Genomic DNA, 17,414 nt, shown 5'->3' with positions numbered 1-17,414 from the left:
CCGTTTTTACAGGCGCGCGCAGGCGTAGGCGTTGATCTCCGTACCCACGGCGATTTCGACGATCTTCGGCTTGGTCCAGGTTTTCATGGTCATCCTCCTCTGGGTCATGAACGGAATGGTCAACGTTCAGGGTTGTCGCTTGAACCCTCTCCCCAGAGGGGCTACGGCATTCACACATTTCGCTTATGCGTTAAGTCGCTGAGGCAGTTCGGAAAAAGCCCCTCTCCCTTGAGGGGAGAGGGGTTTGGGGTGAGGGTGGCGCCGGCCTCTGGCCGGCCGGAACCGACCAATGCGGCCGGATTGAGATCGTCTCCGGGCTACCGCCCGTAACGACCCCTCACCCCAACCCCTCTCCCCCAAGGGGAGAGGGGCTTTTCCAGCGTTTTCAACAACTTACCACACAGCAACAGGTGTGAATGCCGTAGCCCCAGGGGGCGAGGGGATCCAACCCGTAATCAACGCTCAATCGGCACCGACGGTCACCTTGATCTGCGAGAAATAGGCCGCGAGGTTCTCGATGTCGGCGTCCGACAGGCTTTTCGCGACGATGGACATCTGCTCGTTGTTGCGAACGCCTTCGCGGAAGGCCCGGAGCTGGGCCGCCAGATAGACGTCGCTCTGCCCCGCGAGGTTGGGCACGCCGGGCATCGTCGCCATGCCCTGGCGGCCGTGGCAGGTCTGGCACTGCGTCGCCTTGGCCGACCCCGCCGCACGGTCGCCGGCAGCATTGGCCGGCGCCGTGCCGAGAAGGGCGAGCGCAAGGCAGAAGGCGCCCCGAAGGGCTGAAGCACTGCGCATCCGCACCATCCCCACCTTAACCGTCTCCACATTATTGGCCGGTGTAGGAGATGCGATAGACCGCGCCGGCCAGGTCGTCGGACACCAGCATCGAGCCGTCGAGATACTGCACGACGTCCACCGGCCGCCCCAGATACTCGCCGGTCTTGTCGTTCAGCCAGCCTTCGGCGAAGACCTCCGTCTTGCCGTTGCTGCCGTCGGGCTTCACCTCGGTGAACATGATGCGCGCGCCGACCGGCTTGGTGCGGTTCCAGGATCCGTGCTCGGCGTTGAAGATGCCGCCCTTGTACTTCGCCGGGAACATGGCTCCGCTGTAGAAGGTCATGCCCAGGTCGGCGGCGTGCGGCGCCATCTCCACCATCGGCGGGACGGCGTCCTTGGGCGGCTCGCTGGCCTTGTACTCCACCGTGCGGACCATGCCGCCGCCGTACCAGGGGAAGCCGAAGTTCTGGCCCATCTTGGTGGCGCGGTTCAGCTCGCCCGGCGGCTGGTCGTCGCCCATGCCGTCCACCTGGTTGTCGGTGAACCACAGCTCGCCGTTGGCCGGGTTGAAGTCCATGCCGACGGAGTTGCGGACGCCGCGGGCGTAGACCTCGCGGTTCTTGCCGTCGCGGTCCATGCGGACGATGCCGCCGATGCCCTGCTCGTTGTAGAGCTTCGCCTTCTCCGGCGGCGGCACGTTGTAGGGCTGGCCGAGCGCGACGTAGAGCTTGTCGTCGGGGCCGATGCGGCAGACCCGCGCCCCGTGGTTGAAGGACTCCTCCTCCCTCGGGATCAGCGTCTCGGCGACCACGCCGACCGCGACGTCCGGGCTTTCATAGAAGAACTCGGCGGCGGGGAAGACCAGGACGCGGTTGTGCTCCGCAATGAACAGGAAGCCGTCCTTGCTGAAGCAGACGCCGTTCGGCACCTTGAAGTCGATGGACGGCGCGAAGCGCTTCACCTCGTCGGCCACGCGCGCCTTGGCGCGGTCGGTCACCGCCCAGACGTCGGCCTTGCGCGTGCCGACGAAAACCACGCCGACGTTGGTGCCGACCGCCATGTGGCGGGCGTCGGGCACGATGGCGTAGAGGTCGATCTTGAAGCCCGGCGGCAGCTTCACCTGCTTCAGGTTCTCGCGGATCGCCGCGGCGCGGGCACCGCCTTGCTCCACCGTCTGGATGCGCAGCGGCGCGCCGGTGGTCTTGAAGTCCTGCAGCTTGTTCAGGTTGTTGGGCTGGTTGGTGGATTGCGCGGACGCGCCGGTCGCCAAAGCCACGGTCATGGCGGTCGCGCAGAGCAGAGTCGGGATGCGATGCTTCACCGTCATTCGGATGTTCCTCCCATCACTCGCTTTGTTGATTGGGCTCGCTTTGTTGATTGGTTGGTCCAACGGACTTTTTGGACCGGAGCGCACGCGCCTCCTTCCCCGATGCCGCTGGGGCCGGGTGGCAAAGCTTCACAAACACAGGCTAAAGGTGCGAGGCGCTTGGCGCGTCATTTCTTCCAGTTCAAGAATAATGCTGCAAGATGTCGCAGCAACTCAATACCACTGTTGATCAGGGGACGGCGGCAAGAGTCGACCCCAATGGGTTCCGGCACCGCTTAATTGCGTCGTCTGCCCTTTTGCCCGCGCAACCGGCTTTCCACGGTCGGTGTTGGAAAGAGGGACCGCGCCGTGATGGCCCATTCCCGTGGAGACCGCCATGACACCGACGCTCCCGATCCTGTTCTGCCTGTCCGCGCTGGCCGCGCTTCCCGTCCTGTGGCCGGGTCCGGGCGACGCCAGCTCCTCGTCGCTCGACAAGGCCCGCGGCATGCCGGACCTGAGCGGCCTGTCCGCGCGGACCGATCCCCGGGTGCAGGGCCACGGGCGGATCATCAAGGGGCTCTACTACGTCACGGAACCGGAGGGGCCGAACGAGCTGGTCGCCTTCTACAACGCCTGCGACCACCGGCTGGAGAGCCGGCCCTTCCTGATCTTCGACTTCGGGACGCAACGCTACTATTTCGACGCCGACCGCGACGGCCGGCTGGACGAGACCGGGGCCGGGAACGACGGCATCGACCCGGTCCCCTTCGCCCAGCGCGAGGCGGACTGGTCGACCTACTGCTACGGCGAGCGCGCGGGCTGAAGGAAGATCAGCGGGGGCGCTGCGCCAGCAGCGGGCCCAGCGCGTCGTTGACTCCGTTCAGCAGGATCTGCACGCCGACGCAGAACAGCAGGAAGGCGAACAGCCGCGTCAGCACGCGGGCGCGCGTCGGCCCGAGCAGGGCCACCAGCCGGTCGGCGGAGCGGTAGGACAGCCAGATCAGCAGCGCGATCGCCAGCGCCGCCGCCGACACGCCGAAGAAGAAGCTGGGCAGCCCCGCCGGATCGGCCGGCCGGTTGGCGCCCAGCGCGATGCAGACGGAGATGGTGCCCGGCCCCGTGGTGAAGGGGATGGTCAGCGGGAAGAAGGCCGACTCCTCCACCGCACCGGCCGGGGCCGCCTGTTCCTGCTTGCGCGCCTCGTGCTCCTCCGGTGCGGACAGCAGCGCCCAGGCGCGCTCCGCCACCACGAAGCCGCCGGCGATGCGCAGCGCCGCCAGCGAGATGCCGAAGAAGTTCAGCAGGTACGACCCCGCCCACAGCGCCACCAGCATGACGATGGCCGAATAGACGCTGACCAGCGTCGCCAGCTGCATGTGCTCCCGCGGGCTCCGCCCCGCCGTGACCTGGCTGAAGATCAGCGCCATGGCGATCGGGTTGACGATCGAGAACAGGGCGGGAAAGGCGAGCAGGAAGCTTTCGAACATGCGGGCGGGTCGTCCGGCGGAGGGGTGGTCCGCCGTGGTACATGGGGCGCATGGCTGTTGGCAAGCCACCGCTTGGTCTTAGGTGGCGGGCTTGTGCCTTCTCAAGGATTTGGCCGTCACTCCCCGCCCCTCAGCAGGGTGATGCTGATGCGGCGGTTGCGCGGGGCCAGCGGGTTGGCGGCGTCGAGGTGGTCGAGGTCGGCGCGGCCTTCCACGCGGACGATGCGGGCGGCCGGGATGCCGGCGGCGATCAGCTCGCGCCGGGCGGCGTTGGCGCGGTCGCTCGACAGCTCCCAGTTCCCGTACTTCGCGCCGTCGGCGTAGCCCAGCGCGTCGGTGTGGCCGCTGATGCTCAGCCGGTTGGGTGCTGCCGCCACCGCCGTGGCGACCAGCCGCATCAGGCGGCGGCCCTGGTCGTTCATCTGGGCGGAGCCGACGTTGAACATCGACGCCTTCACTTGGTCGGTCAGCTGCACGCGCAGCCCCTGCGGCGTCTGCTGGATCAGCACGCCGTCGGCCAGCGCGCCGAGGTCCGGTGTTGTCGCGATCCGCCGGCGCAGGTCGCGCTCCGCCTCGTCCAGCGCCTGCTGCTCGGTCAGGGCGGCGGCCTGCCGGTCGAGCATCGCTTCCAACTCCGCCCGCGCATTCCGGTCCGGCGCCGCCTTCCCACCGGGCGGGTTCGGCATCGGATCCTTGCGGCCGGCGGGCTGGCGGTCGCTGTCGCCCAGCGAGGCGACGACCGGCGGGGCGGCCACCGGCACGCTGTGCTCGCCGGGCGCGTTGGGGGTGCTCAGCGCGCCGGTCTTGTCCACCGACCGCCCGGCCAGCATGCCGTCGGCGCCGGAATTGGCCTGCGACAGGGCGACGGGGTTGAAATAGTCGGCGATGCCCTTGCGCTGCTCCACCGTGGTGACGTTCATCAGCCACATGATCAGGAAGAAGGTCATCATCGCCGTCACGAAGTCGGCGTAGGCCAGCTTCCAGGCGCTGTTGTGCTCCTCCCCCTCGTCCTCGTAGCGGCGCTTGACGATGACGGTCGGCTGGATGCGCTTGCTGCGGGGCATGGCGCGGCCTCAGGCGGGCTGGTTCGCCTCGCGGGCCTTCGCCTGCGAGGACAGGGTGGTGGCGACCTCGACCTCGGCCAGGCTCGGCTGCGTGTCGGCGAACAGCACCTTGCGGGCGAACTCCGCGCAGACCTGCGGGGGGCTGCCGCGCAAGTAAGCGCCGATGCCGGCCTTGACGCAGATGAACAGGGTCAGCTCCGCCTCGCGCCGGTGCCGCGCCGCCGCCGCGATCGGCCCGACGAGGCCATAGGACAGCAGCACGCCCAGGAAGGTGCCGGTCAGCGCCCCGCCGATCATGTGGCCCAGCACCTCCGGTGGCTCGCTGATCGCGCTCATGGCGTTGATGACGCCCAGCACGGCGGCGACGATGCCCAGCGCCGGCAGCGCGTCGGCGAGGTTCTGCAGCGCCTTCGGCACCTGGTTCAGCTCCCGCGCGATGGTCTCGATCTCCTCGCTCATCAGCGCCTCCAGGTCGTGCGGGTTGTCCTGGCCCAGCGCGATCAGGCGCAGATAGTCGCACAGAAAGGCGACGCAGCGCGGCTGGCGGAACACCGACGGGTGCTGGGCGAAGATCGGGCTGTCCTCGGGCTTGTCGATGTCGCCCTCGATGTGCGACATGCCCTTCGACTTGGCCTGGCGCAGCAGGGCGTAGAGCAGGGCGATCAGCTCCAGATACTCGTCCTTGCTGGTGCGCCGGCCGCGGGCCACGGCGCCGATGGTGCGCAGCGTCCCGCGCAGCACCGGCGGCGCGTTGGCGATGACGTAGCCGCCGATGCCGGCGCCGATGATGATGACGATCTCCACGGGCTGCCACAGCACCCCCAGCCGCCCGCCCATGGCGACGAAGCCGCCGAGCACGCTGAGGAAGACCGCGACGATACCGAACAGCAAACGCATGATGGACTCCTTCGGCTCGGCCGAACTAAGGGGCGGGCTTGAGAGCGGTTGTCAGGCTCTTTAAAGCCCCTCTCCCCTTGTGGGAGAGGGGTTGGGGTGAGGGGTAAACGTCGACAACGATTGCGTTTTTCCGGCCTTCGGCCGCCCCCTCATCCCAACCACTCTTCGCCTCTGGTCGCCTTCGGCGCCCAGCCGCTACGCGGCCGGCTCCGAGCCCACGAGGGGAGAAGGGCTTTGCTTCCGACATCGTCGGCATCACGGCGCAGCCCGCCAGCGGCGCACCACGTCGGCGAGGGCGCCGGCGGAGGCCAGTTGCCCGCTGACGGCGGCGGTGGACAGCGGCTTGCCGCGCGGCTCGACCGGGGCGGCAAGCGCGTCGAGCAGACCGGCCCAGCGTGTGCCGGCCAGCCGCTTGCCATGCTTGGCCGCCGCAGCCCCCACCGCCTCGGCGTCGCCGGCGCGGAAGGCGGCCAGCGCGTACTGCGCGACGTCGTCCGGATCGGGCGCGTCCACCTTGTCGAGCATCTCGGCGTAGGCGGCGCGCGAGGCCGCCCATTCCCCGGCCTGGAACAGGCTCCGCGCCCGGATGCGCACCGCGGCAGGACCGGACAGGCCGCGCAGGGCGTCGAAGGCGCGCATGGCCTCGCCCTCCACCGCGAAAGATTCCGCGCGCAGCAGGGCGCGGCGCTCCGCCAGGGCGGGGTCGGCACTGCCGCCTCCGGTGTGGTCCAGCACGGCCAGCGCCTCCCCACCGCGCCCGGAGTCCAGCAGCACGCGCGCCAGTTCCAGCCCGATTTCGACCCGGCGCGGGCCGCGCGCGTCCTCGGCCAGCCCGTGCAGCAGCTTCGCCGCCTCCAGCGTGAAACCGTCGCGCGCCAGACGCCGCGCCAGCCGGCGCCGCTGCGTCCCGGCCTCGTCGTCCATCAGCGCCACGACCCGCCCGTGCCGCACCTGCAAGGCCAGCGCGTCGAGCGCGCCGCCCGAGGACTCCTCCAGCCGGTCCACGACCGCGGTCAGCAGCGTCCGCCCGGTGGTCAGCGCCGCACGCCCGCGCGCCGTCGCCCCGAAGCGCCGCCCCAGCAGGCCGAAGATGTCCAGCGCCGCGTCGGTCCGCCCGACCCGTGCGTAGGCGGCGCCCAGCACGGCGAGCGCGTCCGTCTCCACATCGTCGCCGCGCCAGGCGTAGCGCAGAGTCTCCAGCTCCGCGATGGCGCGGGCGTCGTCCATAACGCCACCAGCCAGCGCGCCGCCGGCCAGCCGCAGCTCGATGGCGCGCACCTGCGCCCGGTGGCCATACAGGCCCGGCGCCGACGCGGCGTTCCCGTAATGGCGCAGCGCGTCGGCGGCACTGTCCTGCAACTCCGCCAGCCGCCCGCGGAAATAGTCGAGCCGCCCGTCGCCGGCCCCGACGCCGTCCAGCGTGATCATCGCCATCACGATCAGGTTCAGCGACGCCGGGTCGCTCTCCCCGGCGGCGTCGGCCAGCAGGGTTAGCAGACGGCCGCGCAGGTCGGCCGGGTAGGACAGCAGCCGCTTCAGCACGATGGGCAGACCCGGCTTCGCCTCGGCCCAGCGCGTCGGCGCCAGGGTGGCGGCGCGCCAGACATGGTGGTCGGCCGCCGGCCCCGGCGGCGTGCGCACGAAGACGCTGTCGTCCGGATCGGCCGTGCCGTCCAACGCGCGGAAGGCGTCGCGCAGCAGGCGCAGCTCGTACCGCTGGTCGGTCGCCGGGCGCTGGCTGTCCGCCGCGTCGAGCGCCGCACGCCCTTCCTCCGGCATGGCGCGGGCCAGGGTGAAGCGCGCCATGGCGATCAGCGCGTCCACCCGCGCGCGCCCCTGCGTCTCCGCGATGGCCTGCTCCAGCGCCCGCTTGCGCTCCGGGAAGTCGTCGCCCGCCCAGGCGTCCAGGTCGAAGGCCCGGATCGCCGGGTCGGCGGGGGAGGGGGGAGGGGCCGCGACGGGCGTTGCCGGCAGAGGAGGAGAGGGCAGGGGAGGGGACGACGGCGGCGCCTCCGCCACCGGAACGTCCACCACCTCCGGCTCCACCGCCGGGGCGCCCGGCTTGCGGGCGGGAACCGGCGGCTCGGCCACATCCAGGAAGGTCACCTTCTTTTCCTGCCGGACGGCGACGCGCGCGCCGCAGGGCCATTGCAGGGTCAGGCTGCGCCCGCCGTCGGCCACCCGGAAATCGGTCAGGCGCCGGGAATAGGCGGCGCCCAGCGTCTCCAGCGGCCAAGCCGCACGGTTCGGCAAGGTGATGCGCCCGCCGCAGCTCTCCACATCCACCTCCGGCGCGCCCTGCGGGCTGACCAGGGCGAGGCGCGAGAAGTCGGCGTGGTCGCCGGCCTGCACCTTCACCCGCGTCGCCGCCAGCGCAGGAAGCGCCGTGAAGGCGGTGCTCGCCAGCAGCAGGGCCACGCTCAATCGGATCACGCCGGTGGGAGTCGTCCAGGGATGCATCGCAGCCGTCGCAAATTTTATCTAAATCGGATTCAAACCTTGCAAGACACCGATCAGTCTCCGTCGCGGCGTCCCAGGTTGAAACCCGGCTTTAAACTGCATCACCTAGGTTAAACCCGCGTTCAAACTGCGGGTGGTCGGCGATGGAGAATCCCCTTTACATCGGATTGTCGCGGCAAGTGGCGCTGCGCCGGCAGCTGGAGGTGGTCGCCAACAACGTCGCCAACATGAACACTGCCGGTTTCCGGGCGGAGCGGATGCTGTTCGAAGCGGCCATGGAGCCCGGCGGCACGAAGCCCAACGACCGCATCGCCTTCACCATCGACCGCGCCACCTACACCGACCACCGCGCCGGCAGCCTGTCGCCGACCGACAACCCCTACGACGTGGCGCTGGACGGCGACGGCTGGCTCCAGGTCCGCACGCCGGACGGCGTCCGCTACACCCGCGACGGCCGCATGCGCCGCGACGTGGACGGGCAGCTGGTGAACGCCAGCGGCTTCCCGTACCTGGACGACAACCAGCAGCCGATCGTCATCCCATCCGACCGCAGCCGCCTGTCGGTCGGCACGGACGGCCTCGTCTCCGCCGACAACGACATGCTGGCCCGCCTGCGCGTCGTCCGCTTCGACCGGCCGCAGGCGCTGCGCCAGACCGGCGACGTGCTGTTCGACGTGGAGCCGGGCACCGACCCGCAGCCCGCCCCCGACACCCGCCTGATCCAGGGCAAGGTGGAGCAGTCCAACGTCCAGGGCATCGGCGAGGTGACCCGCATGATGGAGCTGTCCCGCGACTACCAGGCGGTCACCCGCATGATGGACGAGGGGCAGGATCTCCTCCGCTCCGCCATCAACCGCCTTGGTAAGGCATCCTAACAGGAGCAATTGTCCATGCGCGTGCTCAGCATCGCCTCGACCGGCATGATGGCCCAGCAGCTGAACGTCGAGGTCATCTCCAACAACATCGCCAACATCAACACCACCGCCTACAAGCGCGGCCGGGCCGAGTTCCAGGACCTGATGTACCAGTCCGAACGGCGCCAGGGCAGCCAGTCCACCGACGCCGGCACGCTGATCCCCACGGGCATCGAGGTGGGGCTCGGCGTCCGCCCGGCCTCGGTCAACCGCATCAACACGACGGGCAACCTGACCTCCACCGGGAATGAGCTGGATCTGGCCATCGAGGGGCGCGGCTACTTCAACGTCCGCATGCCGGGCGGGGAGACGGCCTACACCCGTTCCGGCAATTTCAAGCTGTCGCCGGAAGGCACCGTCGTCACCGGCGACGGCCACCCGGTGATGCCGGACATCACCGTCCCCCAGGGCACGCGGGAGATCGCGGTGAACAGCTCCGGCGAGGTGCAGGCCTATGTGGACGGCCAGACCAAGCCGCGCACGCTGGGCCAGCTCGTCATGACGGTGTTCGTCAACGAATCGGGGCTGGAGGCGATGGGCAACAACCTGTTCCGCTCCACCCCGGCCTCGGGCGAGCCGCAGGACGGCACCGGCGGGCAGGCCGGCTTCGGCACGATCCGGCAGAAGTACCTGGAATCCTCCAACGTCAACGTCGTCCAGGAAATCACCGAGCTGATCTCCGCCCAGCGCGCCTACGAGATGAACGCGAAGGTGGTCGAGGCCGGCGACCAGATGGCCTCCACCCTCTCCAACATGCGGTGACCATCATGGCGCGCGGCACCCGCAAGCTGGCCTTCGCCCTGGCGCTGCACCTGCTGTACGGCGGGGCGGCGAACGCCGCCTTCCTCTCCACCGCCGAAGGACCCGTGGAGTCGCTGCTGGCGCACGAACTGGCGGCGTCGCTGGGCAGCGCGGTCCCGGCCGACGCGCGCGTCTCGCTGGTGCTGACCGCCCCCTTTGCCGGCCCGGTGGAGGCGGTGCGCGACCTGTCCTACGACCCGCGCAGCGGCAACGTCCGCGCGCTGGTCAGCAGCGATGGGCGCATCGTGGAGGTCCGCGCCAAGGCCGACATCCTGGTGGAGGTGCCGGTGCCGACCCGCCGCATCCTGCCGGGGGACATCATCACCGACGGTGACCTGACCTTCATCCAAATGCCGATGGACCGGCTGAACGACACGGTGGTCACCTCCCGCGACGCGCTCGTCGGCATGGCCAGCCGCCGGCAGCTCTCCGCCGGGCGCCTGATCCAGGCCAGCGCGGTTGGCACGCCCGTGGTTGTCCAGCGCAACAAACCGGTCAGCCTGCTGTACGAGGACGGCCCGCTCCAGCTGATGGCGCGCGGCCGCGCGCTCCAGGACGGCGGGGTGGGGGACGCCGTGCGGGTCATGAACATCGCCAGCAACATCGTCGTCACCGGCACCATCACCGGCCCGCAGACGGTCTCCGTCGCCGGTTCGCCCGCGATGGCCGCCCGCCCTTGAGAGAGGACATCCCCATGCGCCGCGCATCCATCCCGCTCATCGTCGTCCTGTGCGCGCTCGGCGGCTGCGCCCGGCTGGCCGACATCGGGCAGGCGCCGCGCCTGTCGGAGATCTCCAACCCCGCCATGGCGCCGGAGGCGCGCGTCGTCTCCATGCCCATGCCCCGCGCGCTGCCGAACGAGCAGGTGCCGAGTTCGCTCTGGCGCGCCGGCTCGCGCGATTTCTTCCGCGACCCGCGGGCCAAGCAGACCGGCGACCTGCTGACCGTCATCATCAACATCGCCGACCAGGCGCAGATGCAGAACCAGACCCAGCGCCAGCGCTCCAACGCCGAAGCGGCCGGGATCCCCAACTTCTTCGGGCTGGAGAACAAGGTGCCCAGCTCCGTCGACCCGTCCAACCTCGTGACCATGGACAGTTCCAGCAACTCCTCCGGCACGGGGACCATCCAGCGCAACGAGCGCATCGCCATGCGCGTCGCCGCCGTGGTGACGGAGGTGCTGCCCAACGGCAACTTCGTCATCGCCGGCCGGCAGGAGGTGCGGGTGAACTACGAGCTGCGCGAGATGCGCATCGCCGGCGTCATCCGGCCGGAGGACATCACCAACGTGAACACCATCGACTACGACAAGGTCGCGGAGGCGCGCGTCACCTACGGCGGCCGCGGCCAGATGACCGACGTCCAGCAGCCGCGCTACGGCCAGCAGCTGTTCGACATCATCATGCCCTTCTGACGGGGCGACGCCGATGGAACGCCGGAAGGAACGCCGCAGGCCGACGGGCCTCGCCGTCTTCGTGCTCTGCGCGGCCCTGGCGGCGGCCGGCGGCTACGGCCTCGGCCGCCTGCAACGCGCGGAGGCCGCGACCGCCGCCGCCCCGGGCGCCACGGCCGACAAAGCCACCGAGAAGCCCGAGGATGCAGGCGGCCCCTTCTACGTCGACGTCGGGCAGCTGATGGTGCCGGTGCTGGCGGACGGCCGGACCAACGCCTTCATCCTGACCCAAGTCACGCTCCAGACCGGCAGCGCCGACCAGGCGAACCTGATCCGCCGCCGCCTGCCGCACGCCCGCAACGCGCTGTTGCAGGCCCTGTTCGGCCTCGCCGGCTCCGGCGCCTTCGACGGCCCCTCGGTCGACCCCGCCGCGGTCGCCCGCTCCCTGAAGCAGGCCGCCGGGGAGCAGCTCGGCCCCGGCCTCGTCCGCGCGGTCCTGATCGACCGCCTGATGCGCCAGGAAAACACACGGCTTTGAAACACCCCTCTCCCTGCTCCGCAGGGAGAGGGAGGGACCCGCGAAGCGGGAGGGTGAGGGCTTGGTCGTTCCGAGAAACCAAGCCCTCACCCTCCCACCGCTTGCGCGGCGGGCCCCTCCCTCTCCCGCCGGAGGCGGGCGAGGGGACAAGGCGCCCCGCCCTGCGACAAAACGACCGCACACCCATAAGTACCGGCACCTAAGGACCGCAACCGGTCCGACTCTTGACCTTGGTCAAGCCATTCCGGCCCCGGACGGACGAAGCTCGGACGCGACCAAAGCAGGCTCGCTGTTCCGATCATTCCACGGGTATGCCATGACCGCGCCCCATTTCCGCACCGCCGACACCCCGACCCGACGCTTCGAAGGGCTGGTCTTCCTCGCCCTGTCCGTCCTCATCTGGCCGGTGCTGGCCATCGGCGTGGTCGGGGCCTACGGCTTCTCCGTCTGGATGTACCAGCTCCTGTCCCACGGCGGGGGCCTGTGATGGCCGAGGTCCACATCTCCAGCCTGGTCATCCAGCACGCGCCGGACCGCACCGCCGCCCTGAAGGAGGCGGTGACCGCGCTCGCCGGGATCGAATGGCACGTGGCGGACAAGGGCAAGGCCGTCGTCACCGTCGTGACCGCGACGGAGGGCCAGGTCCTGGACCGCATCGACGCGATCAACGTCATGCCCGGCGTCCACGCCACCACGCTGGTCTACCACCATTACGAGGACGAGGCCTCCTGCGACGAGCCGATGCCCGCCGACGCCGAACTCGTCCCGCCCGCCCGATAAACCCACCCGACAACAACCCGCCCAAGAATTCCCGCCTTTAGGAGGCACCTCCCCATGTCCCTGACCCGCCGTGATTATCTGAAGGTCCAAGCCGCGGTGACCGCGGCAGCGGCGGCCGGTGTGAGCCTGCCGGCACACGCCGGCATCCTGCCGACCGGCGACGACGCCAAGCTGAAATGGTCCAAGGCGCCGTGCCGCTTCTGCGGCACCGGCTGCGGCGTCATGGTGGGCGTGAAGGACGGTCGCATCGTCGCCACCCACGGCGACGTGAAGGCGGAGGTGAACCGCGGCCTGAACTGCGTGAAGGGCTACTTCCTGTCCAAGATCATGTACGGCGACGACCGGCTGACCCAGCCGCTGCTGCGCATGAAGGACGGCAAGTTCCACAAGGAGGGCGAATTCACGCCCATCACCTGGGACCAGGCCTTCGACATCATGGCCGCGAAGTGGAAGGAGACCCTGAAGAAGAAGGGCCCGACCGCCGTGGGCATGTTCGGTTCCGGCCAGTGGACGATCATGGAGGGCTACGCCGCCTCCAAGTTCATGAAGGCCGGCCTGCGCTCCAACAACCTGGACCCGAACGCCCGCCACTGCATGGCCTCGGCCGTCGCCGGCTTCATGCGCACCTTCGGCATGGACGAGCCGATGGGCTGCTACGACGACATGGAGCAGGCGGACGCCTTCGTCCTCTGGGGCTCCAACATGGCGGAGATGCACCCCATCCTGTGGACGCGCATCACCGACCGCCGCCTCAGCCACCAGAGCGCCAAGGTCGCCGTTCTGTCGACCTACGAGCACCGCAGCTTCGACCTCGCCGACATCGGCATGGTGTTCACGCCGGGCTCGGATCTCGCGATCCTGAACTACATCGCCAACCACATCATCAAGACCGGCCGGGTGAACAAGGAGTTCATCGAGAAGCACTGCAACTTCAAGCGCGGCCGCGACGACATCGGCTACGGCCTGCGGCCGGAGCATCCGCTGGAGAAGAAGGCCAAGAACGCCGGCAACGCAAACGACAGCGACCCGATCTCCTTCGAGGAGTTCGCGAAGTTCGTGGAGCCCTACACGCTGGACAAGGCGCACGAGCTGTCGGGCGTGCCGAAGAACCGGCTGGAGGCGCTGGCCGAGCTGTACGCCGACCCGAAGGTGAAGCTGGTGTCCTTCTGGACCATGGGCTTCAACCAGCATGTCCGCGGCGTCTGGGCGAACAACCTCGTCTACAACATCCACCTGCTGACCGGGAAGATCAGCCAGCCGGGCTGCGGCCCCTTCTCGCTGACCGGCCAGCCGTCCGCCTGCGGCACGGCGCGCGAGGTCGGCACCTTCTCCCACCGGCTGCCCGCCGACATGGTGGTGACCAACCCCGCCCACCGCAAGCACACCGAGGAGATCTGGAAGCTGCCGGAAGGCACGATCCCCGACAAGGTCGGCTACCACGCGGTCCAGCAGGACCGGATGCTGAAGGACGGGAAGATCAACGTCTACTGGGTCCAGTGCAACAACAACATGCAGACGGCGCCGAACACGGCGAACGAGACCTACCAGGGCTACCGCAACCCGGACAACTTCATCGTCGTGTCCGACGCCTACCCGACGGTGACGGCGCTGGCCGCCGACCTGATCCTGCCGACCGCCATGTGGGTGGAGAAGGAAGGCGGCTACGGCAACGCGGAGCGCCGCACGCAGCTGTGGCGCCAGCTGGTGAACGCGCCGGGCGAGGCGCGCTCCGACCTGTGGCAGATCATGGAATTCTCCAAGCGCTTCGCGGTGGAGGAAGTGTGGCCGGAAGAGCTGATCGCCAAGAAGCCGGAGGTGCGCGGCAAGACGCTGTTCGACATCCTCTACTGCAACGGGCAGGTCAACGCCTTCCCCCTGTCGGACTGCGACCCGGCCTACGAGAACCGCGAATCGGCCCACTTCGGCTTCTACGTGCAGAAGGGCCTGTTCGAGGAATACGCCGCCTTCGGCCGCGGCCACGGCCATGACCTGGGCCCGTTCGACCTCTACCACCAGGAGCGCGGCCTGCGCTGGCCGGTGGTGGACGGCAAGGAGACGAAGTGGCGCTACCGCGAAGGCTTCGACCCCTACGTCAAGGCCGGCGAGGGCGTGAAGTTCTACGGCAACAAGGACGGCCGGGCGAACGTCTTCGCGCTGCCCTACGAGCCGCCGGCCGAGGCGCCGGACGCGGAATTCCCCTTCTGGCTGTCCACCGGCCGCGTGATCGAGCACTGGCACAGCGGCTCCATGACGCTGCGCGTGCCGGAACTGCGCAAGGCCTTCCCGAGCGCGGTGGTCTTCATGCACCCCGACGACGCCAAGACGCTGAACGTCCGGCGCGGGCAGGAGGTGCGCGTGGTCTCCCGCCGCGGCGAGGTGCGCGTCCGTGTGGAGACGCGGGGCCGCAACAAGCCGCCGCAGGGCCTCGTCTTCGTGCCGTTCTTCGACCACACCGTGCTCATCAACAAGGTGACGCTGGACGCCACCGACCCGATCAGCAAGCAGACCGACTTCAAGAAGTGCGCGGTCAAGATCGTCCCCGTCGCGTGAGGAGCCCGACCATGAAGATCCGTCTTACGTTTGGCGCCCTCGCGCTCGCCGCCGCCATTCCCGTGCTCGCGTCGGGCGTGTTCGCCGCCGACGCGCCGAAGGTCCCCTCCGGCCCGCACCCGATCACCCAGGACATCCCGGCCGAGCCGATGGGCCGCGAGGTCACCGACGACATCAAGAAGGTGCGGAACTACGCCGACCAGCCGCCGCTGATCCCGCACGCCATCCGCGACTACCAGATCGACCTGAACATCAACAAGTGCCTGACCTGCCACGACCGCAAGAACACCGAGGGCTCGCAGGCCCCGATGATCTCGGTCACGCACTTCCAGGACCGCGACGGCCAGACCCTGGGCACCGTATCCCCGCGCCGCTACTTCTGCATCCAGTGCCACGTCCCGCAGACCGACGCCAAGCCGATCGTCGGCAACAGCTTCGTCGATATTGACAAGGTCCTTGGCAATGGAGCGCTGGGCGGCGGGAAGGAAGGCGCCAAATGATCTCCTGCGCTCTCAATCTGGCGGCGCGCGTCTGGCGCGTCTTCGCGCGCCCCTCCGTGCATTTCAGCCTGGGCTTCCTGACGCTGGGCGGCTTCCTGGCGGGCGTGCTGTTCTGGGGCGGCTTCAACACCGCGCTGGAGGCCACCAACAAGGAGGCCTTCTGCATCTCCTGCCACGAGATGAAGAACAACCCGTATGAAGAGCTGAAGCAGACCATCCACTTCACCAACCGCTCCGGCGTGCGGGCCACCTGCCCGGACTGCCACGTGCCGCACGAATGGACGGACAAGATCGCCCGCAAGATGCAGGCCTCCAAGGAGGTCTGGGGCAAGATCTTCGGCACCATCGACACGCGCGAGAAATTCCTGGACAAGCGGCTGGAGCTGGCGAACCACGAGTGGAGCCGCCTGAAGGCCAACAACTCCCTGGAATGCCGCAACTGCCACAGCGCGGAGTCCATGGACATCACCCGCCAGAACCCGCGGGCGGCCAAGATGCACGAAACCTACCTGTTCACCGGCGAGCGGACCTGCATCGACTGCCACAAGGGCATCGCCCACCGCCTGCCCGACATGAACGGCGTCCAACCCGGCTGGACCGGCACCGTCTCCGCCAAGTAAAAAACAAAATAAAGAACGCCTTCCCGGCCAGCCAGGGAAGGCGTTTTTGTTTGTAGGTTGGGTGGAGCGCAGCGCAACCCAACATCCATGCCAATGCCACGCCTGTTGGGTTGCGGCTGCGCCTCCACCCAACCTACGGTCGCGGGGCGTTTCTGCCCCATGGGTGCCTTCTATGGCCTTCGGCCTGGTCGCGTCGAAAGGCCCGTACGGACGGACACGCCTCCTCCATCCCCCCGCCTTCGCACCCGCAGCGCACCTCCAGCTCAGGCGTGCCAAGGCTTTCACGCCGATCCGCGGGTGCGTTCGGCGGCGGGGTGGAACGAACCGGGGGAGTACCCCATGCCCCATAAACCGCCCCGATGAACCCTCATCCTTGAGGTTAGACCACCACCGGTGCGACCGGGATCGCTCGTCCTTCCTGCTGTATCACTGCGCCCCTTGCCCAGTTCCGTTGCAGAAGGAAGAAGAATGGCCAAGACCATTACGGGAAACGACGACGAGATCCGCATGAACGGCTTCGTTGCGCACAACAATGTGTGGAACGCCTGGGCCGTCCCGGACGGCAAGGGGTACAGCCAGTCCATCACCGTGCCGAACACGCAGGACCCCGCCGGCACCTCGATCAAGTGGAGCTTTCCCGACGGCAACCCGTCCGAGGACCGCTGGTGGGAAGCCCCGTGGGACCAATATCCGGTTCTGTCCTACCCGACGCTCACCGCCGGGCGCGACACCTGGGAGGACTACGACACCACGAGCAAGGAATTTCCGGTCCAGGTCAAGGACGTGAAGGACCTGAAGGTCGACTTCGACTACGACCTGGGCAAGAACCCGGAGGGGCACAACGTCGCCTTCTCTCTCTGGACCAAGCCCGACCCCAACGCGGTCGGCCAGAACATCCAGGACGAGGTGATGGTCTGGGTCCACACGGGCTGGTTCGGCCCGGACGGCGAGGAAACCGGCGTCTTCAGCGACGGCATGGGGTCCGCCCACATCTTCCACGAGCCGGAAGCGAACAACTCCGTCGGCCGAACCTGGGACTACACCGCCGTCCAGTACGACAAGGACATCCAGTCGGGCAAGCTGGACCTCGGCGGTATCATCGATAATCTCGAAAAAACCGGCGTGCTGAAGGGCGACGACTGGATCTCGGGCGTCCAGCTCGGGGCGGAGATCACCAACGGCTCCAGCTCGTTGACGGTCAACAACCTCGACGTGAACCTGACCACCTACGGCCTGTCCAACCCGCCGCCCAACAATTGGACCTGGTAGGCCGCGCAAGCAACCCTCTCCCCTCCGGGGAGAGGGGAGGGTGAGGGGGCAG

19 protein-coding genes are annotated in these 17,414 nt (G+C 68.8%); 12 read left to right on the top strand and 7 right to left on the bottom strand.

Annotated elements, in window-relative coordinates:
• Positions 1-6 precede the first annotated feature (6 nt).
• The 3 genes from pqqA to J2851_RS28960 form a co-directional block, all read right to left on the bottom strand.
• Entirely contained in the window at positions 7-108 is a 102-nt protein-coding gene (gene pqqA, locus J2851_RS28970; protein ID WP_246501000.1) for a pyrroloquinoline quinone precursor peptide PqqA, read from the bottom strand.
• A 354-nt stretch (positions 109-462) separates the two neighbouring features.
• Positions 463-798 carry a c-type cytochrome gene (locus tag J2851_RS28965; protein ID WP_209770725.1) on the bottom strand — a complete coding sequence of 112 codons (336 nt, stop codon included), beginning with the start codon at positions 796-798 and terminating at the stop codon, positions 463-465.
• 31 nt (positions 799-829) lie between these two features.
• On the bottom strand, positions 830-2,107 hold the full coding sequence (locus J2851_RS28960) for a PQQ-dependent sugar dehydrogenase (RefSeq protein WP_209770723.1): 1,278 nt from the start codon (positions 2,105-2,107) through the stop codon (positions 830-832).
• Between the two features lie 376 nt (positions 2,108-2,483).
• Here J2851_RS28960 and J2851_RS28955 point away from each other — a divergent pair, with 376 nt between their 5' ends.
• Positions 2,484-2,912, top strand: coding sequence for a hypothetical protein (locus J2851_RS28955; RefSeq protein ID WP_209770721.1), 429 nt, complete (start codon positions 2,484-2,486; stop codon positions 2,910-2,912).
• Positions 2,913-2,919: 7 nt separating this feature from the next.
• Here the strand turns inward: J2851_RS28955 and J2851_RS28950 are convergent, their stop codons facing one another.
• The 4 genes from J2851_RS28950 to J2851_RS28935 all read right to left on the bottom strand — a co-directional run bounded on the left by J2851_RS28950 (position 2,920) and on the right by J2851_RS28935 (position 7,970).
• The gene (locus J2851_RS28950; protein ID WP_209770719.1) at positions 2,920-3,576 is read right to left on the bottom strand and encodes a MarC family protein; all 657 of its coding nucleotides are present in this window, start codon (positions 3,574-3,576) and stop codon (positions 2,920-2,922) included.
• Between the two features lie 116 nt (positions 3,577-3,692).
• Positions 3,693-4,640: a flagellar motor protein MotB gene (locus J2851_RS28945; protein ID WP_209770716.1), complete on the bottom strand. Its 948-nt coding sequence runs from the start codon at positions 4,638-4,640 to the stop codon at positions 3,693-3,695.
• Between the two features lie 9 nt (positions 4,641-4,649).
• Positions 4,650-5,537, bottom strand: a complete 888-nt coding sequence (gene motA, locus J2851_RS28940; protein ID WP_209770714.1) for a flagellar motor stator protein MotA — start codon at positions 5,535-5,537, stop codon at positions 4,650-4,652.
• A 255-nt stretch (positions 5,538-5,792) separates the two neighbouring features.
• Positions 5,793-7,970: a hypothetical protein gene (locus J2851_RS28935; protein ID WP_246500999.1), complete on the bottom strand. Its 2,178-nt coding sequence runs from the start codon at positions 7,968-7,970 to the stop codon at positions 5,793-5,795.
• A gap of 170 nt (positions 7,971-8,140) precedes the next feature.
• Between J2851_RS28935 and flgF the strand changes: the two genes are divergently transcribed.
• From flgF to J2851_RS28880, 11 genes are all read left to right on the top strand, one after another.
• Positions 8,141-8,872 (top strand): flagellar basal-body rod protein FlgF, encoded by a 732-nt coding sequence (gene flgF, locus J2851_RS28930; RefSeq protein ID WP_209770713.1) that lies wholly within the window; start codon positions 8,141-8,143, stop codon positions 8,870-8,872.
• Between the two features lie 15 nt (positions 8,873-8,887).
• On the top strand, positions 8,888-9,673 hold the full coding sequence (gene flgG, locus J2851_RS28925) for a flagellar basal-body rod protein FlgG (RefSeq protein ID WP_209770712.1): 786 nt from the start codon (positions 8,888-8,890) through the stop codon (positions 9,671-9,673).
• 5 nt (positions 9,674-9,678) lie between these two features.
• Positions 9,679-10,392, top strand: coding sequence for a flagellar basal body P-ring formation chaperone FlgA (gene flgA, locus J2851_RS28920; protein WP_209770711.1), 714 nt, complete (start codon positions 9,679-9,681; stop codon positions 10,390-10,392).
• A gap of 14 nt (positions 10,393-10,406) precedes the next feature.
• On the top strand, positions 10,407-11,126 hold the full coding sequence (flgH, locus tag J2851_RS28915; protein ID WP_209770710.1) for a flagellar basal body L-ring protein FlgH: 720 nt from the start codon (positions 10,407-10,409) through the stop codon (positions 11,124-11,126).
• Positions 11,127-11,139: 13 nt separating this feature from the next.
• Complete coding sequence (locus J2851_RS28910; protein WP_209770709.1) at positions 11,140-11,643, top strand: hypothetical protein; 504 nt, start codon at positions 11,140-11,142, stop codon at positions 11,641-11,643.
• Positions 11,644-11,959: 316 nt separating this feature from the next.
• Positions 11,960-12,130 (top strand): periplasmic nitrate reductase, NapE protein, encoded by a 171-nt coding sequence (locus J2851_RS28905; RefSeq protein WP_209770708.1) that lies wholly within the window; start codon positions 11,960-11,962, stop codon positions 12,128-12,130.
• Positions 12,130-12,423 (top strand): chaperone NapD, encoded by a 294-nt coding sequence (locus tag J2851_RS28900; protein ID WP_209770707.1) that lies wholly within the window; start codon positions 12,130-12,132, stop codon positions 12,421-12,423. Before J2851_RS28905 ends, J2851_RS28900 begins: the two co-directional genes overlap by 1 nt.
• Before the next feature lie 54 nt (positions 12,424-12,477).
• On the top strand, positions 12,478-14,973 hold the full coding sequence (gene napA / locus J2851_RS28895; protein ID WP_209770706.1) for a nitrate reductase catalytic subunit NapA: 2,496 nt from the start codon (positions 12,478-12,480) through the stop codon (positions 14,971-14,973).
• Positions 14,974-14,984: 11 nt separating this feature from the next.
• On the top strand, positions 14,985-15,473 hold the full coding sequence (locus J2851_RS28890; RefSeq protein ID WP_209770705.1) for a nitrate reductase cytochrome c-type subunit: 489 nt from the start codon (positions 14,985-14,987) through the stop codon (positions 15,471-15,473).
• Positions 15,470-16,093, top strand: a complete 624-nt coding sequence (locus J2851_RS28885) for a cytochrome c3 family protein (RefSeq protein ID WP_209770704.1) — start codon at positions 15,470-15,472, stop codon at positions 16,091-16,093. Before J2851_RS28890 ends, J2851_RS28885 begins: the two co-directional genes overlap by 4 nt.
• A gap of 468 nt (positions 16,094-16,561) precedes the next feature.
• Positions 16,562-17,362 carry a GH12 family glycosyl hydrolase domain-containing protein gene (locus tag J2851_RS28880; RefSeq protein WP_209770703.1) on the top strand — a complete coding sequence of 267 codons (801 nt, stop codon included), beginning with the start codon at positions 16,562-16,564 and terminating at the stop codon, positions 17,360-17,362.
• The last annotated feature ends 52 nt before the right edge of the window (positions 17,363-17,414 follow it).

Source organism: Azospirillum rugosum (assembly GCF_017876155.1).
GTDB classification, from domain to species: domain Bacteria; phylum Pseudomonadota; class Alphaproteobacteria; order Azospirillales; family Azospirillaceae; genus Azospirillum; species Azospirillum rugosum.
This window is presented reverse-complemented; position numbering and strand designations above follow the sequence as displayed.